This is a genomic window from Paenibacillus koleovorans NBRC 103111, assembly GCF_004000845.1.
GTDB lineage: Bacteria > Bacillota > Bacilli > Paenibacillales > NBRC-103111 > Paenibacillus_AA > Paenibacillus_AA koleovorans.
This window is the reverse complement of record NZ_BIMA01000074.1, coordinates 1-23,078: the sequence shown is the minus strand read 5'-3', so window position 1 is coordinate 23,078 and position 23,078 is coordinate 1. Positions and strand designations below refer to the sequence as shown.

Below are 23,078 nucleotides of genomic sequence, written 5' to 3'. Positions count from 1 at the left end.
AGTGTTCCAATTAGCTCACCTTATGCTCAATCCGCAGCTTGTCCGCCACCATCGCGATGAACTCGCTATTGGTCGGCTTCGACTTGCTGATGTTGATCGTATTTCCGAACAGGTGCGAGATGCTGTCGATGTTGCCGCGCGTCCAGGCGACCTCGATCGCGTGGCGGATGGCGCGTTCGACGCGGCTAGGCGTCGTCTTGTACTTGTCGGCGATGGCCGGGTACAGCGTCTTCGTGATCGCGCCCAGAATTTCGATGTTGTTGTACACCATCGTGATCGCTTCGCGCAAGTATTGGTAGCCCTTAATATGAGCAGGCACGCCGATTTCGTGGATGATGGTCGTAATGTTGGCGTCCAGGTTTTTGCCCTTCGTAATCGGAACGACGTTCGTGCGAGCCGCCGGCGTCGACGTGACGGTCTGCGGGTTGGAGACGAGCTGACGGATGCGGTTCGTCAGGATGTCCATGTCAAACGGTTTCAAGATGTAATAAGAGGCACCGAGCTGCACCGCTTTTTGTGTAATGTTCTCTTGGCCGAAGGCGGTCAGCATGATGATCTTAGGCTGCGGGTGCAGGTTCATCTCGCGGAGCTTCTCCAGAACGCCCAAGCCGTCCAGGTGCGGCATAATGATGTCCAAGATCAGGACATCGGGCGCCTTTTTGTGCTGCTCCATATAATTTAACACTTCATTTCCGTTGTAAGCTACACCGGCTACAACCATATCGTCTTGCTCGGAAATAAATTCCGAAAGTAGGTTGGTGAATTCGCGGTTGTCGTCGGCCAATAATACTTCGATTTTCTGCAACTTCATGTCCTCCTTAATCAAATGGCAATATGGTTTTTCCCTTTCTTTAGTAATCATTCGACAACCCAATTTAATTTCCTTCTGTCGAAAATTATTTTTGTTTATTTTTTCGTGCATTTATTTTATAATAAATATTTTATTTCAAGTTCCATCATCATTCGACAAACCTCCTCATAAACGCCTAGGCTAATGTCCCCAGGGAAAGAAAAAAGATCTTAAGGACGATTAGCTCGCCTTAAGATCATTGTAAGTCGGCTTCAGTACGATGCCCGCATCCTGCAGCATCCATTCGATGAAGCAGCCGTAGCCGGACGAAGGGTCATTGACGAACACATGGGTAACCGCGCCGATCATTTTGCCGTTCTGAATAATCGGACTGCCGCTCATCCCTTGCACGATCCCGCCCGTTTTCTCCAACAGCCGCGGATCGGTAATTTTGATAACCATCCCTTTGGTCGCCGGGAAATCTTGTTTGGTTACATGCACGACTTCAATATCGTATTTCTCCACCTTTTGCCCGTGCACGACTGTATAAATCTGGGCAGGCCCTTCCTTCACTTCCTCGGCGAAAGCGACCGGAATCGGCTCCTTATGCAAGCTGTGCTCCGGCGGAGCGAACATTTTCCCGAAAATGCCGAACGGCGTATTCTTCACGATGTTGCCCAGCACCTTGCTGTCATTCGTAAAATTGGCTCGTTTCTCGCCAGGCTCGCCGTTCTGGCTCTTGGAGATGGAGGTGACGTTCGAATGGACGATCGTACCGTCTCCAATCGGAATCGGCGTCTGCGTATCCATGTCCGTAATGACATGACCTAGCGCTCCATACACCCCTTGATCCGGTGCGTAGAACGTCAACGTCCCTACGCCGGCCGCGGAATCGCGGATGTATAAGCCCAATCGATAAGATTTATCATAAATATCGTAAGTAGGTTGGATCGACAGCGTAATCGGTTGCCCGCCTCGCAAGATCGAGAGCTGGAGCGGTTGATTTTGCTCGCCTGCTTTTTTGACCAAATCGGCAACTTCGGAAACATCCTTGATCGTGACGTCGTTGATTTTCTTGATTAGATCGCCCACTTGCACTTTGGCGGCTTCGCCCGGCGACACTTTGTTGTCCTCCGCCGTCGTCACCAGATGATGGCCAACCACCATGATGCCGTCGGATTTGATTTTCACACCGATCGTCTGCCCGCCCGGAATGACCTTCAGGTCCGGCACGACATTCACTTTCACCGTCTTGAGCGGGATGGCGCCGAACAGCTTCAGCTTCATCTCGGTTTCGCCGCTCTGATTCGAATGCAGCGAGATCGGTTCGTTCAGGTCAACCCGGAAGGAATGCCTGGCGTTCCCGTTCACCTTCACGATATCCGGATTCACCGTTACTTGAGCGTGCACCGGCATGGAGAGATGCAACTCTTTGTCCTGGCCGGTAAACAACCGAAGTTCATCAGGAAATGATGCAAAATTTTGAAACGGTGTGGAGATACACCCTAAACAGACCATGAAGACAAGCATAAGGCCGATGGTTCGTTTCGTTTTGCCGGAACCCAACTTCGATCACGCTCCCCTTGGCTGCCTGACTTGAGATGCTTTTGGCGTAACTATAAGTTAACCCCGGCCAAACCGTTTTATAACTGAAAATCATCCCTTAGTTCCTTGAATTAGCTTCGACTGGCGCTCATTTTCTTTTCATCGGCCAGCTTGATCATTTCGCGGGCATGGCTCAGCGTCGTCTCCGTAATTTCCACGCCGCCCAGCATTCTCGCCAGCTCGCGCACCCGCTCCGCTTCCTGCAGATCCGTCACTCGCGTATATGTACGTTCGCCTTCAATCGTCTTATGAATAAGGAAATGCGCATCGGCCATACACGCCACCTGAGGCAGATGTGTGATCGAGAACACTTGGCAATGGCGGGACAGCAGCGACATTTTCTCGGCGATCGCCTGAGCCGCCCGTCCGCTAACGCCGGTATCGACCTCGTCGAACACGAGCACCGGGATCCGGTCCAAACGGGAGAAAATCGCCTTCATCGCCAGCATGATGCGGGACAGCTCCCCGCCGGAGGCGATCTTCGCCAGAGGACGAAGCGGCTCGCCCGGATTCGCCGCGATCATGAACTCGACTTTATCCAGTCCTTCGCGGGTCAGCTTGCCGGCGTCCAGCCGCTCGAGAGCCACCTGGAACCGGGTGCGCTCCATATGCAATTGCTTGAGCTCCTGCTCGATCTCGCGCGCCAGCCGTTCGGCTGCGGCGGATCTCGCCTCGGACAGCTGCCCGCCAAGCCGGAGCAGACGCTCGTGCTGCTTCTGCATCGCCGCCTGAATTTGCACGAGCTTCTCTTCCTTATTATCGAGCGCATCCATCTCCGCCCGAATCGTCTTCAAGTAAGCCAATATATCGGCAACGGAATCTCCGTATTTTCTTCTGAATGAAGCGAGCAAATCGAGCCGCGTCTCAATCTCGTCCAGACGGGCCGGATTGAATTCGACGTTGTCTCGGTAATCGCGCAGCTGGAACGCAGCGTCCTCCAGCTGGTAATAAGCGCTTTGGATTTGCTCCAGTATCGGCTTCAGCACGGCGGGATCAATATTCACAATCTCTTCTATCCGATGCATCGCCTTGCCGACGGTCGCCAGGCCGCCCTTGTTGCTGCCATAGAGCGCATCGTAGCCATCGGCAGCGCTTGAATAGCATTTCTCGGCATTTGCTAGCTTGCGCTTTTCTTCCGCTAACGATGCATCTTCGCCGAGCTTTAGATTCGCCGAACTGATCTCGTCGATCTGGAACCGATAGAGATCGGCCATTTGCAGCGATTTTTTGCCCGTCTCCTCGAGCTGCTTCCATTCCTTGCGGAGCTCGGTGTATTGGTCATAGGCTTCGGCATATTCTCGCTTGAGCGGACCGATACGCTCGGTGTCGTACAGGTCGAGCCAATCGAGATGCTCCTCCGGCCGCAGCAGCGACTGGTGCTCATGCTGGCCGTGGATGTTGACGAGACAATCACCGGCCTCGCGAAGCATCGTTAGATTGACCAACTGGCCGTTTACGCGGCTCGTGCTCTTGCCCGAGGCCGAGATTTCCCTGCGGATAACGATCGTCTCATCCGCCGAAGCTTCGATGCCGAAACGCTCGAATACCGTCCATACCGGATGGCCGGCCGGTACATCGAATTGGGCTTCGATCTCCGCCTTGTCACAGCCGTACCGCACCAGATCGGAAGCGCCTCTGCCACCGGCCACCAGACCAAGCGCATCGATGATGATCGATTTTCCCGCACCCGTTTCACCGGTCAACACGTGAAACCCTTTGTGAAACGCAATCGCGACCGCTTCGACGACCGCCAAATTTCTAATCGAGAGTTCCGTCAGCATGCTCGTTCGCCTCCTAGCTGCCGCTGCCTAGCATCGCGAGAAACTGTTCCACAACACTCCCGCTCTGCTCCTTGCTTCGGCATATGATCAGAATCGTATCGTCGCCGCAAATCGTGCCCATAATCTCGTTCCATTCCAAGCTGTCGATCAGAGCCCCGATCGTATTGGCCGTCCCCGGCAAACATTTCATCACAACCAGATTGTCCGTAAAGTCGATGTGGACGAAATGATCGGCCAGCGCCCGCTTCAGCTTCACAACCGGATTGAACCGCTGCTCCGCCGGCATGGAATACCTGTAGCGTCCGTCGTCCGTCGGTACCTTGATCAGATGCATCTCCTTCATGTCGCGCGACACGGTCGCTTGCGTCACATGATATCCTGCGGCGCGAAGCTGGTTAACCAGATCGTCCTGCGTTTCAATGATATGGTTCGTAATGATATCGCGAATTTTAAAATGGCGTTGGGCCTTCATAAGCTTTCCCCCAGTTATAAATCGACTTCGAATTGTACGGTGCGGATCATGCCGGCCGTTACATCTACATACAGCACCCCGGCGGCATCCGGATAAAGCAGGCTGTAAACGAGCAAATGTTCTCGCAGCGCGCTGCCGGTCAAGTCGATCGGCTTGCGGTCGCGGGCGAACTTGACGACGTACCAGGCATTGCCCTTCTCGACGAAACCGTCGGCGAACAAACGGCTCTCGGTCGCGACATTGTCGAGAATGACCGTCACCGGAATTTTCACTTTGCCGGCGATCCATTCATAGCCTGCATCCTGGACGAGCGCCAGCGCCTCCTCGGAACCGAGCACGATCTCGTCATGCCGGGGCACTTGGCGGTAAATGGACATGTTCCCTTGCTGATGCTTCAACCGAAAATAGAGCCATGCAGCGGCGAAGATCAGCAGCATAATGACGACCCACGAATCTTTGGCCTCCACTCCGATCACCTCGATAGTATTTTCTAGATCCCGATCTAGAAATCCTGCACAGTTCATCTTGTATCGGCCGAGACGCAGAAGTCGCTCATTGGGCTTGCCCAACTATTATCCCATTTTATGGCCGGTTTGAACAGCCTTTTTTGCGAATATATGTTCGGTTCCTGGGTGGGTTAACAAAAAATCCGGCTCCCCAGGAACCGGACGACGCTGCAACGATAACAACTCTATTTGCGAAACGAGTCGGCGGCTTGCTCCACCACTTGATGAACGGCCGCCTCGACCTCTTGCTCGGACATACAACCGGGCGCCGCTCCATCGCCCGTGAAATGCGCCAGAAATTCGATATTCCCTTCGCCGCCGGTAATCGGGGAGAACGTCAGCCCGCGAATGCCGAAGCCGATCTCCCGGGCGAAGCCGAGCACCGTCTGCAGCACCTCGCGATGCGTCTCCGGCTCGCGAACGACGCCGGACTTGCCTACCTTCTCGCGGCCGGCCTCGAACTGCGGCTTGATCAGCGCAACCGTCTCGCCGTGCGGAGGCAAGATCGCGTGAAGCGGCGGCAGGATGATGCCGAGCGAGATGAACGAGACGTCGATGCTCGCGAACGTCGGCTGCGGACCCGCCAAATCGGCCGGCTGGACGAAGCGAAAGTTCGTCCGCTCCATCACCTGCACGCGCGGGTCGCTGCGCAGCTTCCAGTCCAGCTGGTTGTAGCCGACGTCCAGCGCATACACATAAGAGGCGCCGTGCTGCAGCGCGCAATCGGTGAAGCCGCCCGTCGAAGCGCCGATGTCCAGCATGACGGCTCCTTCGAGCGAGATGCCGAACGCCTTCAGCGCCTTCTCCAGCTTCAGGCCGCCCCGGCTCACGTAAGGATGCAGCGCGCCCTTCACCGTAATCTTGGACGCCCGGTCGACCTTCGTCCCTGCCTTGTCCACCCGTTCCTCTTGAACAAAAACAAGGCCGGCCATAATGGCCGACTTCGCTTTTTCCCTGCTATCGTAATACCCCTGTTCAACCAGGAGCACATCCAATCGTTCCTTGCTGCCTGCTGCCATAACTCCGCTATTCCCTTCCTGCCCTTAAACGATAAATGCCTTAAGCGCGCGCCCGCTTCTTCGTCATAAGCGCCTTCACTTCCGTAAGGATGCGCTCGACGGTCAGCCCCGTCTCCTGACGCTGCTCCTTGACGCTGCCATGCTCGACGAAATAGTCCGGTACGCCGATCACTTTCACCTTCATGCCGTAGATGTTGCGTGCCGCATAAAACTCCAGCACGGAGCTGCCGAAGCCGCCCATCTCAGAGCCTTCCTCGAGCGTAAGCACGCTGCAGCCGTCCTTGTACAGCTTGAGCAGCATATCCTCGTCCAGCGGTTTGATAAACCGGGCGTTGATGACGCGGAGCTGAATGCCCTCGCTCTTGAGCTGCTCGGCCGCTTCCTCGGCAAGCTGGAGCAGCGGTCCCATGGCCAGGACGGCGAAGCCCTCGCCGTCCCGAACCACTTCCCAGCTGCCGATCGGAATCGGCTTCATAACCGGGTCGGCCTCGACGCCCAGCCCGTTCAAGCGCGGATAACGCACGGCGATCGGGCCGTCGTTGTAATCCAAAGCCGTCTTCATCATATGGCGCAGCTCGTTCTCGTCCTTCGGCATCATGATCGTCATGTTCGGAATGCTGCGCAAGAACGCAATGTCGTAGACGCCCTGATGCGTCTCACCGTCGGCCCCTACGAAGCCGGCACGGTCGATGGCGAAGATGACGTTCGCGTTGTGGCGGCAAATATCGTGCACAACTTGATCGTAAGCCCGTTGCAGGAATGTGGAGTAGACGGCGAACACCGGCTTCATCCCCTCCATCGCGAGCGAGGCGCACAGCGTCGCCGCATGCTGCTCGGCGATGCCGACGTCGATCATGCGCGACGGGAACCGCTCCGCGAAGTTCAGCAAACCCGAGCCCGACGGCATGGCCGGCGTCACCGCAATGACGCGCTCATCCTGCTCCGCCAGCTCGATCAACGCGGAACCGAACACTTCGGTATACATCTTCGGCCCTACCGCCTTGACGAACTGGCCGGATTCCATCTTGTACGGACCGCCGCCGTGCCACGATTGTTTGTCCGCTTCAGCCGGCGAATATCCCTTGCCCTTCACCGTCAGGACATGCACGAGCACAGGACCGGCCACTTTGTCCGCCTGGCGGAACGCATCGAACAGCTTCGGCAAGTTATGTCCATCGATCGGCCCGAGGTATGTGAAGCCAAGCTCCTCGAACAGCACGCCCGAAACAACAAGATATTTGAGGCTGTCCTTGACCCGCTCGGCCGTCTTGGCCAGCGTGCCGCCGATCGCCGGTATTTTTTTCAGCAGATGCTCGACTTCTTCCTTCGCTTTCAGGTATCGCCCGTCGGAACGAATGCGGCTCAAATAATTGTGCATGGCTCCTACGTTCGGCGCGATCGACATCTCGTTATCGTTCAGCACGACCATCATGTTCTTCTTCTCGTGGCCGATATGGTTCATCGCCTCGAGCGCCATGCCGCCCGTCAGCGCGCCATCGCCGATAATTGCGATCACCTTGTTGTGGGCGCCCTTCATATCGCGCGCCATCGCCATGCCCATCGCCGCCGACAGCGAGGTGCTGCTGTGGCCGGCCTCCCAGACGTCGTGCTCGCTCTCGCCCCGCTTCACGAAGCCGCACAAGCCCTTATACTTGCGAAGCGTATCGAACTGGTCGCGGCGCCCGGTCAATATTTTATGTACGTATGCTTGATGGCCTACGTCGAAGATGAATTTGTCGCGGGGACTGTCGTACAAATAATGAAGCGCGAGCGTAAGCTCGACGACCCCCAGGTTCGGGGCCAGATGGCCTCCGGTTTTAGCCAAATTTTCAACTAGAAAATGGCGAATTTCCGCCGCGAGCGACTCCAGCTGACCCGGAGACAGCTTCTTAAGATCGGTTGGGGAATTAATTTGATTTAGCAGCACGTTTAGAGCCCCGCTTTCCATTCGACTGGCCTTCGAACATCGAATCTAAAAATTTGCCTTCAGAAATGGGAGACTGACTAGAATACTGCGCCACTCTCTTCCATCCCCCATTATAGCACAAAAGAAAAAAGATGCTCAATGGATTGAGCATCCTAGGCCAGGCAAGGGCTTGCGCCTTTTTCACGTCGCTATCGGATGGCAAATGAACGGATTACCAGCTGTCGCCCGACCGTTTGATGACGACATTGTCGAACGTAGTCAAGCCGTTGCTGATGCTGGTATTGTTGTGGCCGAGATACAGCTTGAGCACATCGGACGTGCCTGCCGGCGCAGTGAATGAGAACGTATACGTCTGCCAGCTCGTGCCGCTGAACGTCACGCTGCCGAGCGTCGCGCCCGTCGTCTCGTTGTACATCCACACCTTGCCGCCTGCGCCGGAGCTGTCCGCTTTCCCGTCGAAGGTGACGACGTATGTGGCGGAAGCGACTTCCTCGTCCCAGCGCTGGTAGACGGTTTGGGCCGAAGTGCCGTTCGATTTGAGCGTCAGCCCGTATTTGCCCGATTTCTTATTGGCGGAGTCCATATAAGCCGTCGAAGCGGTCGAGCCTACGCGAGTCCAGCGGGAAGGCCGGGTGCTATCGTCGCTGGCCTTGAGCTCGAAGCCTTGGTTGACCAGCTTGACCGGATCCCACTTCATGATCTCGGCCAGCACAAGCGCTTCGATATGGCGATCGACCGTGAAGCCGGCGTCGTCATATTGGTAGGCGGCGATTTTCCAAGCGTTGTGGTCGAATTGGGCCAGCTTTACCCAGCTCGGGATATCCGCGTTGTACAGGCCGTTCCGGCAAAGCGAGCCCTGCGTCCCGTTCACATAGTTGGAAAGCGAAGGCGCGGTCGTCGATTGATTCCACATTTTCACCGTCAGCGTGTCCGTGAATTTCTCCATGTCGGTGCCGGTGAAGACGAGACCCGCGTTGAACATATCGAGCGCCGAATCGATGTCGATATTGCCATGCGATGTATCCTCGGATGACACGGCCGACTGATAGGCGGCGTACTTCCAATTGTAGGCGGTGCCGTTCGCCGAGAGGCGGTTCTTGAAGTAGTTGTTCATTCTCGTCGCTTTGTCCAAATAAGCCGTGTTGCCCGTTACGTCGTGGAGGGCGAGCAGCATCTGGGCGAATACAAGGAACTGATTGTACGGGAGCGGGTCGAGTACGGTTGTCGTGGCGAAGGCGTTCACCTTGGTCGATTCTTTGTAGTAGCCTTCCGTGGAGCCGACGTTCACCCATGTGTTGCCAACTTGGCTGGACGACGTTTGCCATTTCGGAATGACTTCGTTCTCGAGGAATGTCTGATAATTGCCAGCTGCCGTCGCGTAGACGGACAGGCCGGTCGGATTCTGGTTCACCAGGCGGACGAATCGGGCCATCTGCACGCCCATCATGGCGTCATGGACGAGGAAAGGATAGCTCGGGGCCAAGGCTACATTGTCAAAGTAAGCGATGCCGTTCGAGACCGTGTAGGAATTGTGTCCGAGCCACAGCTCCAGCGTATGGCCGGAGGCCGGTGTCGTGAAGCTGATCTTGTAGCTGCCCCAGCTCGTGTCGTTGATCGTAATGGAGGCGAGAATCGTATTGGTCGTCCGATCGTGGACATAAGCCCGGCCTTCCGCGGCGGATCCGTTCGTTTTGGCGTTCAGCGTAAGCGTATAGATGGTGTTCGGGACATAGCTGAAGCCTTGGTACAGCTTTTGCCAGGAGGTGCCGTTCGTCTTCAGGACGAAGCCATAGGTGTCAGCATTGCATGCCGAGGAGGAGCCAACGAAGTTGCCGGGAGCGCTGGAGCGGTAAGCGGTTGTCGAAGTGGATTGGAAGCGGGTCCAGGAAGCCGGTGTCAGCGAGTCCGCGCCGGCGGTCTCGAAGTTGCCGTTCGCGATCGCCTGAGGCGAGTAACGGGCCGTATGCCAGCCCAGGTAACCATCGCCGTCCGCATCTGTAGCGGCACTGACGGCGGCGTCCGTGTGCGTTTTGAATTTGTCCAGCCACGTCGTGTTCTTCGTGATGTCGTACATTTCCAAGTAGCTGCCGAGCAAGTAGCTTTCTCCCCATGCCAGAAGGGCGGAGTCGCCGGTGCCGAGAAAATCGTTTTCGTGCACGTTGTTGTAAGCTATGTAGTCGTCGTACCAGGGGTTGCCGCTCGCGAATGCGGTGCCGGAAGGCAGCAGTAGGGCGATGAGAAGCGCATAAATCAGGACGAGTCGGCGGGGCTTGGAACGAAACATAACATTCCTCCTATGCAATTGGATTGGGTAGAGCTCGATCGGGCTCTCCAATGCCATTGTAGCATAGATTCAGGTATGATACAGGATACTTTTTTACCGAAAAAATCCCTATTTTGTCCTAAACTTCGTTATAGTTTCCTAAACAAAGAAAGACCGTCCGTAAGGGACGGTTTACAAATTCGTTCAACAACTAAGGTGATGCCGGATCGTTATTTCGCCAAGCCAACAAATCGCGCAGAAGTCGCCGCGGCGCGACCTCAAAACTCGCGCTCGACCAGAAAGTCGGCCAACTGCTGCAGCCGGAGCGGATTCGCCAGCTCGGCCGCCTCCAGGGCGGCTTTCCCCTGCTCGGTCAGCTCGGCGATCCGCCGCTTCGACGCGTCCAGCCCGATGAAGTACGGATACGTCACCTTCAGCTGCTTCTCGTCGCTCTTCACCGGCTTGCCGAGCTTCGCCGCGTCGCCGATCAGATCCAGCACATCGTCCTGGATCTGGAACGCGAGCCCGATGCAGCGGCCGAACGTCTCCAGCTCCTCCAGCTGCTTGGGCGAAGCGCCTCCAACGATCGCGCCGGCCCGCAGAGAGAAGACGATCAGGTCGCTAGTTTTGCGGAGGTGGATGTACTCCAGCTCCTCCAGCTTCGTCAACCCCTGCTCGCCCAGCATATCGGCGGCTTGTCCGCCTACCATGCCCTTCGGACCGGCGAACGCGGACAGCTCCTCGACGATCGCCAGCGCGCGATCGGCCGGGACGCCATGCCGGCGCGCCGCCTGCACGACGCTGTAGAACGCGTGCGTGAGCAGCCCGTCGCCGGCGAGAATCGCCATCGCCTCGCCGTACACCTTGTGATTCGTCAGTCGGCCGCGACGGTAGTCGTCGTCATCCATCGCAGGCAGATCGTCGTGAATGAGAGAATATGTATGAATCATCTCGATCGCGCAGGCGACCGGCAAAGCAGCCGGCACGAGGTCGATCGCGCCTTCGACCGCTTCCGCGGCGGCCAGCACGAAGATCGGCCGCAGCCGCTTGCCTCCGGCCAGCAGCGAGTAGTTCATCGCTTCGCTCAGCGTCGCCGGCACGGACCATTCGTCCGGCATTACGCGGCGCAGCTCGGCTTCCACTTGCGATGCCCGTTCCCTGATGTACTCCTGCAGTCCAGGCATCCCTAGTTCGTTCATCCGTTCGATTCCCCTTTATCGTCCTGCACGCCTTGGAACGGCTTGCGCGTCATCCCGCCGTTCTCCTCCAGGAGTACTTCGATTTTGCGCTCTACGACCTCCAGCTTCTGTCCGCACAGATGAGAGAGCTTCATACCTTCCTGGAACAGCTCGATCGCCTGCTCCAGCGGCACGTCTCCGTTCTCCAGCCGGGTGACGATGCCCTCCAGCTTCTCCATCGCCTGCTCGAAGCTGAGCTCCGTATCCTCTTTCCCCTTACTCATCCGGATTTTCCTCCATTCCCCACACGTGACAGTTAAGCTTGCCGTCGGTGAGCCTGATTTTGACCATGTCCCCCATCTGCACCTGATCGAGCGACTTAATGATCCGCTTCTCCTTCTCGTCGTAGACGAGGCTGTAGCCGCGCTGCATCACCTTGAGCGGGCTGAGCGCGTCCAGATGGCGCAGCTGCGAAGCCCACTGGCGCTTCTTGTCCTTGAAAGCGCTCTGCATCGACTGCAGCAGCTGATGCCGCGAAGTCGCCACGCGCCGCTTGGCGAAGACGACCTGCTCGGCGGGATTGAACGCCGACAAGGCGCGCTCGAGCCGGATGCGCCGCTCGCGCGCGCGGGACAGCCGGCCGGCGATGCGGTACGCCAGCTGCTCGCGCAGCCGGTCGAGCCGCTCCGCCGGCTGCAGCAGCTGCCGGCGCGGGTTCGTGAGCGCCGGCGAGCGCCGTAGCCGGGCCAGCAGGTCGCGCTTCGTCCGCAGGCGAGCGTGAAGCGCTTGATGCAGCCGCTGCTGCAGATGGTGGAGGTGCTGCTTCAGCTCCAGCTGATGCGGCACCGCCAGCTCCGCGGCAGCGGTCGGGGTGGCGGCGCGCAGGTCCGCCGCGAAGTCCGCGATCGTGAAGTCGGTCTCATGGCCGACGGCCGAGATGACCGGGATCGCGGATGCGCGGATCGCGCGGGCGACCGCTTCCTCGTTGAACGCCCACAGCTCCTCGAGCGAGCCGCCGCCGCGGCCGACGATCAGCACGTCGACTTCGCCCAACCGGTTCATCGCCTGAATCGCCTTCACAATCGACGGCGCCGCCTGCGCCCCCTGTACGACAGCAGGATACAGCAGCACCGGCACCGAAGGATGCCGCCGCTGCAGCGTAATGATGATGTCGCGCACTGCAGCGCCTGTCGGCGACGTAATGACGCCGACCGCACGCGGGAACTTCGGGATCGGCCGCTTCCGCTCCGCGGCGAACAGCCCTTCCGCCCCTAGCTTCTTCTTAAGCTGCTCGAACGCCAAGTACAGATTGCCCACGCCATCCGGCTGCATCTGCATCACATAGAGCTGGTAAGCCCCGTCCCGCTCGAAGATCGAGATGTTCCCCCGCGCGATGACGCGAGTCCCTTCGCGGGGAATAAAGCCGAGCCGCTGGTTCTGGGACGCGAACATGATGCTCTTGATCCGGCTGTCCGCATCCTTCAGCGTAAAGTACATATGGCCGCTCGAATGGTGGGTGAAATTCGAAATTTCCCCGCGCACCCAGACGTCCTGCAGCACTTGGTCGCCTTCCAGCTTCATCTTGATGTATCGGTTCAAATCTTTGATTGATAATATGTTCTGAGCGGCCACGAGAAGCTCCCCTCCCCATTCAGGATCTTCTTCAAGCCTGTTCTAAGCCTCGCGAACACCGTGCGCCTGTTTAGCCGCTTCCACCGTATTTCTGAGCAGCATCGTAATCGTCATCGGGCCGACGACCCCTGGCACCGGCGTAATATGGCCGGCCACATCCACAACATCGTCGAAGTCCACGTCTCCCGCCAGCTTGCCGTCCTCGAGACGGTTGATGCCCACGTCGATCACAACCGCGCCCGGCTTCACGAAGCTGCGATTCACGAACTTCGCCTTGCCGATCGCCACAACGAGAATGTCCGCCTCGCGGCACAGCGCCGCCATATCCGGCGTCCGCGAATGGCACACCGTAACCGTTGCATGCTCGCGAAGCAGCAGCAAAGACATCGGCTTGCCGACAATATTGCTGCGGCCAATGACGACGGCGCGTTTGCCGACCATCGAGACGCCGGTCCGGCGGATGATCTCGATGACGCCCGCCGGTGTGCAAGGCAAGAAGCTCGGCTTGCCGATAACAAGATTGCCGACGCTGATCGGATGGAAGCCGTCCACATCCTTGTCGATCGAGATCGCGTCGATAACCGCGTCTTCGTTGATATGCTTCGGCAGCGGCAATTGCACGAGAATGCCGTTGATGTTCGAGTCGGCGTTCAGCTTGGCGATCAAACCAAGCAGCTCCTCCTGCGACGTCTCAGCCGGCAGCCGGTATACTTCGGAATGAATGCCTACTTGCTCGCAGGCTTTCGCCTTGCTGCGAACATAGACGGCCGAAGCCGCGTCATCTCCCACCAGCACGACAGCCAGTCCGGGCCGAATACCCTTATCCGCCAGTCGATCGATTTCCACCTTCAATTGCTCGCGAATGTCCGCGACGATTTCTTTTCCGTTGATAATATGTGCAGGCACGCCTGTTCCCCCTAGAAATCAAACTAAACTTATCGGTTCTGCAGCTGAGGCAGCTCCTTGATCATTTTCCCGAGTACGCCGTTGACGAATTTGCCCGACTCCTCGGTTCCGTAATGCTTGGACAATTCGATCGCTTCATTGATGACGACCTTCGGCGGCACTTCCCGGCCGTGAAGCATCTCGTATGTAGCCAGACGCAAAATTTGCCGGTCCACGCGGGACAGCCGGTCCATCTTCCAGCCTTTCAGATAAACGGTCAAAATCTGATCGATCTCGCTCATCCGCGACACCGTCCCGTTCACCAGCTCAAAAATATAATCCGTGGAGATCGTCTCGCCCTCCGACAGCGACAAATCCGACTCATTCTCCTGCCTCGCTTCGTCCACGACCGTCTCGATCGCGTCCTGAGCGGACACCTCGTTCATCTCCATCTGAAACAAGCTCTGTACCGCCATTTCTCTCGCCAACCTGCGCTTCATCTTGAACCTCCAACACACGAATTCAATCCCTATTCCTTAGTATACCAAAAAATTCGGCCGTCCCACAAAACAAGCTCCGGGAATCGAGCCGCCAACCTGCCTGTAAAAAGGGAAAAAACCCTGCGGAATCGCCATCGCGGCAAGTCCGAGGGTCATTCCCTTACCGGAACCGTCTCCATTGGTCGCCCAGCATCTTGAGCCAGTCGTCCACATCAGGCAGCCGTTCCTGGTCGTCCAGCATTTTGCCCAAGTACAAACAAACCGAGACGATAAACGCGACGACCAGCATATCCCAGAAGCCGAAAAACAAATAGATGATAGCCAGAAACAATCCGACCGCTGCTCCGACGGTTTTGCCCTTGTGCCGTACCCACCATTCCTCTCGCACGGAGAAGATCACCTCTATTCGACGCGGCTTTTAAATGTAGTGTTCTGAGCAACGTTGGCGATAAATACGGACACCTTCGCGACCGGGATGCCCGTCACGTCCTCCAGATGCCCCTTGACCGTTCGCTGCACTTCCTCGGACATGTCGGGGATCGACGTATCCCCCTCCACGAGGGCGCGGATCACGATATCGAGTCCGGCATCGGACACCGCAACGCGAGCCTTCAAGTCCTTGACGCCGCGGACGCGCCCCGCCGCCTTCAGCGACAAATTCTCCACCGTCTCGATCGAAATGCGGATGTCGCCGAAATCGGTGCGCTGATCGATCGAAGGCACCTGAGCCCGGCCCGTGCGAATCGCTATGTAGAAAAAACGGCATGTCGCCAGCAGCGCAAACAAGGCCAGCGCGATGATCGGATAAGCGACGGACGGCTCATAGAACAAATCATTCAGAAACTCGGTGGCCTGCTCGAACGGAACAAAACCGAATGCCGTAATCAGTACGAAGACTAAGCCGACTCCCACAAGCAGCGTATAGACGAACAGGAGCAGCCGATCCAAAATTTTTACCACGAACGCTTGTCCCCTTCCGGCATGGACTAAACCCCCTGACTGTTACGTTAGGGGGTTCTGGCCTGATCTATCGATTACTTAACCCGCAACGGGGCGCCTTCCTCTTCCTCCGGCTTGGCCGCGGCCTTGAACTGCACGTCGTGGATATGGACATTCACTTCCACTACGTTCAGTCCGGTCATCGATTCGATCGCGTGCTTCACATTGCGCTGGATCTCGCTCGCCACTTCAGGAATTCGGGTCCCGAACTCGATGACGATCGATACATCCACCGCCGCTTCACGTTGACCGACTTCGACCTTGACGCCCTTGGACAAGTTCTTGCGGCCGAGCAGCTCGGCGATTCCGCCGGCGAAGCCGCCGCTCATCCCCGCCACGCCAGGTACTTCTACCGTCGCGAGTCCGGCGATCACTTCGATCACCTCGGGAGCGATCTGAATCGTACCCATATCGGTCTTCTCATAATCTGCAGCTAATGTTGTCATGCGCTACACCTCCTACTCTTTTCGTAACCAAGCAACCGAAAGAAATCTCTCGATGCAGCAGCGAATGCCTGTCTTAGTTCTAATAGTATACCATTCAGTCAAATTTATGACAAATCGTTCGGCCACACTTCGTAGCTTGGTTTACGAATTCGGGTCGTTCACGTCATGCTCTTCCAGGAATTTGATATCGAACGTGCCTTTGTGGAACAGCTTGTGATCGAGCAGCTTCAAATGGAACGGAATCGTCGTATGGATGCCCTCGATCGCGAATTCGGCAAGCGCCCGCTTCATCCGATCGATCGCCTCCTCGCGCGTATGGCCCCACACGATCAGCTTGGCGATCATGGAATCATAATGCGGCGAGATCGTATAGCCAGGGTAAGCCGCGCTGTCTACACGAACGCCCAAGCCGCCGGGCGGCAAGTAAAAGCCGATCTGGCCGGCGGACGGCATGAAGTTGCGCTCCGGATCCTCGGCGTTGATGCGGCATTCGATCGCCCAGCCGTCGATCTTGACGTCCTCTTGGCGGAACGACAGCGGCTCGCCTTGCGCTACGAGGATCATCTCCTTGATAATATCGATGCCGGTGATCATCTCCGTAACCGGATGCTCCACCTGAATCCGCGTGTTCATTTCCATGAAATAGAAATTGCCGTCAGGGCCGAGCAGGAACTCCAGCGTGCCGGCGCCCGAATAGCTGACCGCATGCGCGGCCCGTACAGCCGCTCTGCCCATCGCTTCGCGAATGTCCGGCGTCAGCACCGGGCAAGGCGCTTCCTCGAGCAGCTTCTGACGGCGCCGCTGGATCGAGCAGTCCCGCTCTCCCAAGTGCACGACGTTGCCGTGTTTGTCGGCCAAAATTTGAATTTCGACGTGCTTCATGCCCGTCAAATATTTTTCCAAGTATACGCCGGCATTGCCGAAAGCTTTCTCCGCTTCCTGCTGCGCCTGCGAAATTTGCTGCACAAGCGACTCCTCGTCTTCGGCGATGCGGATGCCTTTGCCTCCGCCCCCAGCCGTCGCCTTGATGATGATCGGATAGCCGATCTCGCGTCCGAGGCGAACCGCCTCCTCCAAGTCCTCGATCAGGCCGTCGGAGCCCGGGATGATCGGCACGCCGGCTTCCTTCATCGTCTGCTTGGCTACGGACTTGTCGCCCATCCGGCTGATTGCGTCGGGCGAGGGGCCAATGAACGTGATGTTGCACGACTCGCAAATTTCCGCGAAGTCGGCGTTCTCGGCCAAGAAGCCGTAACCCGGATGGATCGCATCGGACTCGGTCAGCGTGGCGACGCTCATCAGGTTCGTGAAGTTCAGGTAGCTGTCCTTCGACAGCGTCGGTCCGATGCAGTACGCCTCATCGGCCAGCCGCACATGCAGCGCCTCGCGGTCCGCTTCGGAAAATACCGCCACCGTATAAATCCCCATCTCGCGGCAAGCGCGAATGATGCGGACGGCGATTTCCCCCCGGTTGGCGATCAATATTTTATGAAACTTCATCGTTAAGCCTCCAGTTTATTCCGGTTTCACCCTGAACAGAGCTTGATTGTATTCGACGAGCTGGCCGTCTTCAACCAGGATGTCGACGATTTCGCCCCGGATCTCGGCTTCGATCGGATTCATCAGCTTCATCGCCTCTACGATACAGACAACGGTTTTCTCGCTCACCTTGTCGCCGATCGAGACGTATGGAGCCGAACCCGGCGCGGACGCCTTGTAGAACGTACCGACCATCGGGGATTTAATCGTATGTAAGCCTGCATCGGACGGAGCGGCTGCGGGAGCGGCAGGAGCGCTCACTGCTGCTGCCGGAGCAGCTGCGTCGACCGCAGGAACGGCTTGCGGAGCGGCCTGTACGTATGTCGGCGCAGGCGCGTGGGTAACGACAACCGACTCGGTTTTGCCCGGCTTGCGGATGAACAGACGTGTTCCTTCGTTCTCAATTTCCAGCTCCGATACGGAGGTTTGATCGATCAGCTTGACCAATTCTTTGATTTCGCTAAGTTTAAACATCCAAAGGTTCACTCCTTCGAGGATTGGAAGCATGTCCAACATGACCAAGCATGTCCAGCATGTTTCATCATGTTCTGCAATGCGGGAATGGATGTATTATAACACATCCGTGCGCACGCACGAAGACCATTATACCGCAAGAACGCCGCTCGGAAAACAATTGTTTGCAAGTTTCGTTTTCCGAGCCGCCGGAGCGGAACCGGTCCTCTTCAATCCAAGAACATAGTTCTACGAACAGGCTGTCGAATCCTTTGATGAAACGTAAGAACTTTTGGCGAACCGGGAGCTGGAAACGAACAAGCCCCGGCAAGGCTGGAGCGCCCTGCCGGAGCCGTCTGACCTCCGAACCTATTGCACGTATTGAATCGTAATTTTGTCGGGTCCGACATTCAGTTCCTTCATGACCAGATCGATAATCGTGACGCCCTGGCTCTTCTCCAGCTTGGCGGCTTGCACGACTACCTTCCATTTGGCTCCGTCCTGGAGAACCAGCGCATTGTTGAAATCGTTGCCGAGCAAATCTTCGAGGTTCGCGATGCGCGCTTCTTGGTCCTGCAGCTTGTTCAGCTCGTTCAGAGCTTTTTCCACGTCGGCGGTCGACTTCTTCGCGTCTACGCTTTCGGCGAGCAGCTTTTCCGTCAAAATGCCCCATTCTTCATTGCGTTTCATCTGAGCGGTCTTGAAATAGTCGGAGCCGGAGGTGGCGGTTGTGGACTTTTGCTTCAGCACTTCCGCATCGGTTTTGCCTTTGTTCGCATTCGCCGTGCCGGTTGTGCCGGTTGTACCCGTTTTAGTGCCGGTCCCTGTCGTTTGCGCGCCTGTAGCCGTCGACTGCGTTCCAGTTGCACCGGACTTCGTTGCATCCGTCGTCCCGGTCGTTCCGTTCGTCGTAACGGCGTCCACCTTGATCTCGCTGCCTTGCAGCTGGCTGTTCGCTACATCGACTTCATTGACATCCTCGGTAAACAAGTAGTAGGCGGAGAGCACAACCATCAGACTGAGCATCGATACGAGCCATACGGTTTGTCGTTTTGCGTTCATTGTTTCATTCCTCCTGAAATGGGTTTATTATTGCTGCTTTCTAGGCAAGACGGAAATGCGGTGAGGCGGCACGTCCAGCCCTCTGCTGACGGCTTCGACGATCATGGACTTGACGGTCGCGTTTTCGGCGCCTTTCGCTACGACGACGACCCCTCTCACTTTCGGTTTGATCTGTTTGACGATGATCGGATTTTGCGAGCCTGAGATGTCGTAGAGCACCACCTCTCCGCTTCGCGTCACTTCCGTAATGTTGCGCTGGGCACCGTTCTGGTCTTTCTCGGTCGTGACCCGCTGGCTGTCCTTCGGATTCGTCTGCACGACCGTCTCCTCCGTCGATTCGATCGTCACTAACACGTCCGAATCGCCGACGCCCACGACGGTCTGCAGAATGTCCCGGATCGCCGCTTCATAAGACTGCTCATAGCCGGAAAAGCCGGATTGATCCTTCGTATCCTTCACGGAGGTGACCGGCGTCGAATTCGGATCGGGTGAAGCCCGGCTATTCGGGTCGGTATCCAGCTGTTTCACATTCAGGAACGAGTTCATCACCATCAGCCCCACGCCGACAAGGCCGATCAGCAGCAGCCAGCGGAAGGAGTTGATCCGCTTCGCGCCGTTTTGACCGCCTCCCACCATGCGTTCCATCCATTGCATCCATTTCCCCATGAGCTCACCTCGCTTTCCGCTGCTCCGATTCGTAGTCCAACTGGATTTGGGTTCGTTTCAACTGCCATTGCTGCGTCAAGAGCTCATACACCCGCGATTTCGCTTGCTGCTCAGAATCGCTTAAGGCTGAACCGCCGTCGGCGGAAGCTCCCGCTCCCGTTCGGCTGTCGCCGACCTTGATCTGAATCTGAACCGGCCGCACGGGCTCGACCGTCCGGACCTCCTTCTCGCTGCCGGTGGGCTGAGCCGTCTCCACAGTTCCATCTATGCGATAAAGGATCGCCTGCATCGTCCGGATGACGGGCTTTCCGTTGTTGTCGGCTTGAATGGTCACATCGATTGTTTTCACTTTGACGCCGGGCAGCGCCTCCATGCTGGACTGCAGCTCCGCGCCGAGCCGGGTTTCCAGCAGCTGCATCGCTTGTTGCTCCTGCGCCGCCTTCAGGCTGCCCGCTTCCTGGAGAACCGCGCCAAGCGGCTTCATCGCGGTCATTGTTCCTGCGCGGTCTGCGCCGACCAGCGCCGGGAGCTGCTCCACGGAGGCCAGCATTTTCCGCGTATCGAGCGTTTTCTGGAACAGCGTGAAGATCGGAGTCAGCAGCGTCAGCAAAATGAAAAGCCCCAGTACGGTTCGCACATATCGCTGCAAGCCGTTGTTCGGCATCAGCAGGTCGACGAATGCCGCGAGCAAAATGACGAGAATGACTTGCTTCAGCCAATCGCTCATCCAGGCGATCATGGCGATTCCTCCTGTGCGGCGAAGTGCTCATCGCATCATAACGGTCACATTCGCAGCCGTGATGATGATCGTGATGGCCAGGAAAAACATCAGTCCTACGGCGGCTAACGCCGCGAAGACGTAAATCAGGCTTTTGCCGATCGTCTGCAGGCAGGACACGATCGGATTCGAGCCGATCGGCTGCATGACGGCGCCGGCGATATTGTAGATAAGCGCCAGCGTCAAGATCTTGATCGCCGGGAAGGCGCACAGGAAGACGATGATGACGACGCCCGCCAAGCCAACCGCGTTCTTGACCAAGAGCGATGCGCTGATCACGGTGTCCGAGGCGTCCGAGAACATACGGCCGACGACCGGGACGAAGTTGCCGGTGATGAACTTCGCGGTCCGGAGCGTGACTCCGTCGGTGACGGCCCCCGTCCCTCCCTGCACCGAGATGACGCCGAGGAACACGGTAACGACGATACCCAGCAGGCCGATGCTGACGCCCCGCAGCAGGTTGGCCAGGTTCGTGACCTTGTACTTGTCGTTGACCGAGCTCACGATGTGGAGCAAGGTCGAGAAGAACAGCAGCGGGAAGATGACCGCGTAAATCAACGTGCCGATCGTATGGATCATGAAAATGATCAGCGGGTGCATCACCGTGACGGTGACAACGTTGCCCATGGAAGCCAGCAGCGCCAGGAGCAGCGGGATGACGGCGACCATGAAGTGAATCATGCTCTCGATGGCGCCTTTGGCGTAGCCGATCGCGACGTTGAAGCTGTTGACCGCGAGCAGCAGCAGCACCATGTAGGAGATCGCGTAGGCGATCTTGCTCACCGTATTGCGCTCGAACGCGGATTGAAGCGTCTCGAGAATCATGCTGAATACGGTCAGGATGACGATGGAGGCGAGCAGCTTGCCGTTGTACAGCACTTCGTGGAAGAAAAAGCTGACGAACGCCGAGAACACCGACTTGAGGCTGAAGCCGCCCTTGTCCGGCAGCATCATGTCTATGAAGGAGGGAGTTTTGCTGTCCGGGAAAAACCCTCCGTACTCCCGCATCAGCTTGTTCCAGTAGTCTTCGACCTCTCCGGTCTTCAACTGTCCCGCTTGTTGCTCGACTAGCGCGTTCGCCGGATTCACGGCGCTCGCGTAAGCGGTCAAGCTTGCCGCGCTGGAAACGGATTGGGCTTGGACCGGGACTGTAGCTGCAGCAGCCGTCCAGGCGATCGTCATGAGCAGAGCAAGTGCAAGCAGCAGACGCCTGACTTTGGAATCGAGCGGGCCGTCGTGCGGCTGAAGCGGCGTCCGATAGTGCGGCGATGGGCGCGAATAAGGCGGTGTCATGGCATCTTCTCCTGTCAAGTCCTCAAGCCGGCAGCAGCTTCACGATCGTTTCCACAATGACGGTGATGATCGGAATGGCCATGACCATGATGATCACCTTGCCGGCCAGCTCGATCTTCGCGGCGATCGACTCCTGCCCTGCGTCTCTTACGATCTGCGCGCCGAATTCGGCGATGTAGGCGATGCCGATAATTTTCAGAATCGTCTTCAGGAACACCAGATTGATGTTCGATTGCGAAGCCAGCTGCTCCAGCACTTGGATGACCGCCGATATTTTCCCGATGAGGAACAGGAAGATGAAGATGCCGGTCACGGTCGAGAGCAGGAAGGCGAACAGCGGCTTCTGCTCCTTCAGAATGAGCGTCAGAATCGTTACGATGAAGCCGAGTCCTACGACTTGGATAATCTCCACGGGCGTTCACCTACTGGAACAGGAAGATCGTTTTGATTTCCTTGAATAGGTCGTCCAGCAAACTGACAACCATGAACAGGACCACGACGAAGCCGATGACGGTGACCCAGTGCGCCATATCTTCCTTCCCCATTTGTTTTAGCACCGTGTGGATCATCGCGATGATGATTCCGATGCCGGCGATCTGAAAAATCGCGTTTACGTCCACGTTCATGTCTGGCACCTCTTTCTAACCAGCAAATCCGTCGAATTCACTAGGGGTCCTAGTACATCATGATGACGATCAAAGCGCCGGCGAGCACCCCGAGGCTTCTCCACATCTTCTCGTAGCGCCGCTGCTCCTCCCAGGCGACTTGCTCCTCGGTCTGCAGCAGGCTGGCGGCTAGGCGCAGATGCTTCACTTGATCCTCGCGGTCCGACACCCCCAGCGTGAAGCCGAGCTGGCTCCACACCTCGCGCTCGCTGTCCTGGAGCGCCGTATATCGCCAGTGGAGCCGGGTCGCCTCCTGCCAGCTCGCCTTCGCCGTCTCGCCGCCCGGATCCATGCGCTCCGCCGCGTCAAGGAGCATCGCTCCGATCGGGTCGGCGGCTTGGGCGGCGATGCGGCGAAGTGCATCTGCGAGCGGCGTGGCGCCGTAGGTCATCTCCGTCTCGAGCCGCTGCAGCACTTGGATGAGCAGGCGCAGCTGCCGGGGACGGCGGGCGTAGCGGGCGGCTTTGGCGAGGCCGAGCAGCGTGCAGGCCGCGATCACGAGCATGGCGCCGATCAGCTTCAGCATGGCGGCGCCTCCTTTGGCGCGGCGCGCCAGGCGCCGAGGAGCGGGCCGGCAGCGTTGCCGGCGGCGGCGGCGGCGGCGCCTGCGGGCGGGCCG

At 57.6% G+C, this 23,078-nt stretch carries 25 protein-coding genes; all 25 read right to left on the bottom strand.

Annotation, left to right across the window (positions count from 1 at the left end):
* Positions 1-10: 10 nt before the first annotated feature.
* The 25 genes from spo0A to spoIIIAB all read right to left on the bottom strand — a co-directional run bounded on the left by spo0A (position 11) and on the right by spoIIIAB (position 22,985).
* Positions 11-805, bottom strand: a complete 795-nt coding sequence (gene spo0A, locus PKO02S_RS21535) for a sporulation transcription factor Spo0A (protein ID WP_127586023.1) — start codon at positions 803-805, stop codon at positions 11-13.
* A gap of 225 nt (positions 806-1,030) precedes the next feature.
* On the bottom strand, positions 1,031-2,356 hold the full coding sequence (gene spoIVB / locus PKO02S_RS21530) for a SpoIVB peptidase (RefSeq protein ID WP_127586020.1): 1,326 nt from the start codon (positions 2,354-2,356) through the stop codon (positions 1,031-1,033).
* A gap of 110 nt (positions 2,357-2,466) precedes the next feature.
* Positions 2,467-4,176: a DNA repair protein RecN gene (gene recN, locus PKO02S_RS21525; protein WP_127586018.1), complete on the bottom strand. Its 1,710-nt coding sequence runs from the start codon at positions 4,174-4,176 to the stop codon at positions 2,467-2,469.
* A gap of 13 nt (positions 4,177-4,189) precedes the next feature.
* A complete protein-coding gene (gene ahrC / locus PKO02S_RS21520) occupies positions 4,190-4,648 on the bottom strand; it encodes a transcriptional regulator AhrC/ArgR (RefSeq protein ID WP_127586016.1) in 459 nt (152 codons plus the stop codon).
* Positions 4,649-4,662: 14 nt separating this feature from the next.
* Positions 4,663-5,115 carry a hypothetical protein gene (locus PKO02S_RS21515; protein ID WP_127586014.1) on the bottom strand — a complete coding sequence of 151 codons (453 nt, stop codon included), beginning with the start codon at positions 5,113-5,115 and terminating at the stop codon, positions 4,663-4,665.
* 224 nt (positions 5,116-5,339) lie between these two features.
* Entirely contained in the window at positions 5,340-6,173 is an 834-nt protein-coding gene (locus PKO02S_RS21510; protein WP_127586012.1) for a TlyA family RNA methyltransferase, read from the bottom strand.
* A gap of 40 nt (positions 6,174-6,213) precedes the next feature.
* Entirely contained in the window at positions 6,214-8,121 is a 1,908-nt protein-coding gene (gene dxs / locus PKO02S_RS21505; RefSeq protein WP_174819937.1) for a 1-deoxy-D-xylulose-5-phosphate synthase, read from the bottom strand.
* Positions 8,122-8,311: 190 nt separating this feature from the next.
* On the bottom strand, positions 8,312-10,384 hold the full coding sequence (locus PKO02S_RS21500; protein ID WP_127586008.1) for a hypothetical protein: 2,073 nt from the start codon (positions 10,382-10,384) through the stop codon (positions 8,312-8,314).
* Positions 10,385-10,641: 257 nt separating this feature from the next.
* Positions 10,642-11,562: a polyprenyl synthetase family protein gene (locus tag PKO02S_RS21495; RefSeq protein WP_127586006.1), complete on the bottom strand. Its 921-nt coding sequence runs from the start codon at positions 11,560-11,562 to the stop codon at positions 10,642-10,644.
* Positions 11,559-11,825 (bottom strand): exodeoxyribonuclease VII small subunit, encoded by a 267-nt coding sequence (xseB, locus tag PKO02S_RS21490; RefSeq protein ID WP_127586004.1) that lies wholly within the window; start codon positions 11,823-11,825, stop codon positions 11,559-11,561. The genes PKO02S_RS21495 and xseB overlap by 4 nt, the downstream gene beginning before the upstream one ends.
* Positions 11,818-13,122 carry an exodeoxyribonuclease VII large subunit gene (xseA, locus tag PKO02S_RS21485; RefSeq protein ID WP_246067178.1) on the bottom strand — a complete coding sequence of 435 codons (1,305 nt, stop codon included), beginning with the start codon at positions 13,120-13,122 and terminating at the stop codon, positions 11,818-11,820. Before xseA ends, xseB begins: the two co-directional genes overlap by 8 nt.
* Before the next feature lie 93 nt (positions 13,123-13,215).
* Positions 13,216-14,079: a bifunctional methylenetetrahydrofolate dehydrogenase/methenyltetrahydrofolate cyclohydrolase FolD gene (gene folD, locus PKO02S_RS21480; protein WP_127586000.1), complete on the bottom strand. Its 864-nt coding sequence runs from the start codon at positions 14,077-14,079 to the stop codon at positions 13,216-13,218.
* Positions 14,080-14,108: 29 nt separating this feature from the next.
* Positions 14,109-14,558 (bottom strand): transcription antitermination factor NusB, encoded by a 450-nt coding sequence (gene nusB, locus PKO02S_RS21475; protein ID WP_127585998.1) that lies wholly within the window; start codon positions 14,556-14,558, stop codon positions 14,109-14,111.
* 160 nt (positions 14,559-14,718) lie between these two features.
* A complete protein-coding gene (locus PKO02S_RS21470) occupies positions 14,719-14,946 on the bottom strand; it encodes a DUF2273 domain-containing protein (protein WP_127585996.1) in 228 nt (75 codons plus the stop codon).
* A 14-nt stretch (positions 14,947-14,960) separates the two neighbouring features.
* Positions 14,961-15,518, bottom strand: a complete 558-nt coding sequence (amaP, locus tag PKO02S_RS21465; RefSeq protein WP_127585994.1) for an alkaline shock response membrane anchor protein AmaP — start codon at positions 15,516-15,518, stop codon at positions 14,961-14,963.
* A gap of 74 nt (positions 15,519-15,592) precedes the next feature.
* Positions 15,593-16,003, bottom strand: coding sequence for an Asp23/Gls24 family envelope stress response protein (locus tag PKO02S_RS21460; RefSeq protein ID WP_127585992.1), 411 nt, complete (start codon positions 16,001-16,003; stop codon positions 15,593-15,595).
* A gap of 141 nt (positions 16,004-16,144) precedes the next feature.
* Positions 16,145-17,503, bottom strand: coding sequence for an acetyl-CoA carboxylase biotin carboxylase subunit (accC, locus tag PKO02S_RS21455; protein WP_127585990.1), 1,359 nt, complete (start codon positions 17,501-17,503; stop codon positions 16,145-16,147).
* A gap of 15 nt (positions 17,504-17,518) precedes the next feature.
* Positions 17,519-18,016, bottom strand: a complete 498-nt coding sequence (gene accB / locus PKO02S_RS21450; RefSeq protein WP_127585988.1) for an acetyl-CoA carboxylase biotin carboxyl carrier protein — start codon at positions 18,014-18,016, stop codon at positions 17,519-17,521.
* Positions 18,017-18,364: 348 nt separating this feature from the next.
* The gene (locus PKO02S_RS21445) at positions 18,365-19,057 is read right to left on the bottom strand and encodes a SpoIIIAH-like family protein (protein ID WP_127585986.1); all 693 of its coding nucleotides are present in this window, start codon (positions 19,055-19,057) and stop codon (positions 18,365-18,367) included.
* 27 nt (positions 19,058-19,084) lie between these two features.
* Positions 19,085-19,723 carry a stage III sporulation protein AG gene (spoIIIAG, locus tag PKO02S_RS21440; RefSeq protein ID WP_127585984.1) on the bottom strand — a complete coding sequence of 213 codons (639 nt, stop codon included), beginning with the start codon at positions 19,721-19,723 and terminating at the stop codon, positions 19,085-19,087.
* A 4-nt stretch (positions 19,724-19,727) separates the two neighbouring features.
* Positions 19,728-20,462 (bottom strand): stage III sporulation protein AF, encoded by a 735-nt coding sequence (gene spoIIIAF / locus PKO02S_RS21435; protein WP_127585982.1) that lies wholly within the window; start codon positions 20,460-20,462, stop codon positions 19,728-19,730.
* A 27-nt stretch (positions 20,463-20,489) separates the two neighbouring features.
* Entirely contained in the window at positions 20,490-21,683 is a 1,194-nt protein-coding gene (gene spoIIIAE, locus PKO02S_RS21430; protein ID WP_127586040.1) for a stage III sporulation protein AE, read from the bottom strand.
* A 133-nt stretch (positions 21,684-21,816) separates the two neighbouring features.
* On the bottom strand, positions 21,817-22,206 hold the full coding sequence (gene spoIIIAD / locus PKO02S_RS21425; RefSeq protein ID WP_127585980.1) for a stage III sporulation protein AD: 390 nt from the start codon (positions 22,204-22,206) through the stop codon (positions 21,817-21,819).
* Positions 22,207-22,216: 10 nt separating this feature from the next.
* Complete coding sequence (spoIIIAC, locus tag PKO02S_RS21420) at positions 22,217-22,420, bottom strand: stage III sporulation protein AC (RefSeq protein ID WP_110840056.1); 204 nt, start codon at positions 22,418-22,420, stop codon at positions 22,217-22,219.
* Positions 22,421-22,469: 49 nt separating this feature from the next.
* A complete protein-coding gene (gene spoIIIAB / locus PKO02S_RS21415; protein ID WP_127585978.1) occupies positions 22,470-22,985 on the bottom strand; it encodes a stage III sporulation protein SpoIIIAB in 516 nt (171 codons plus the stop codon).
* Positions 22,986-23,078 lie beyond the last annotated feature (93 nt).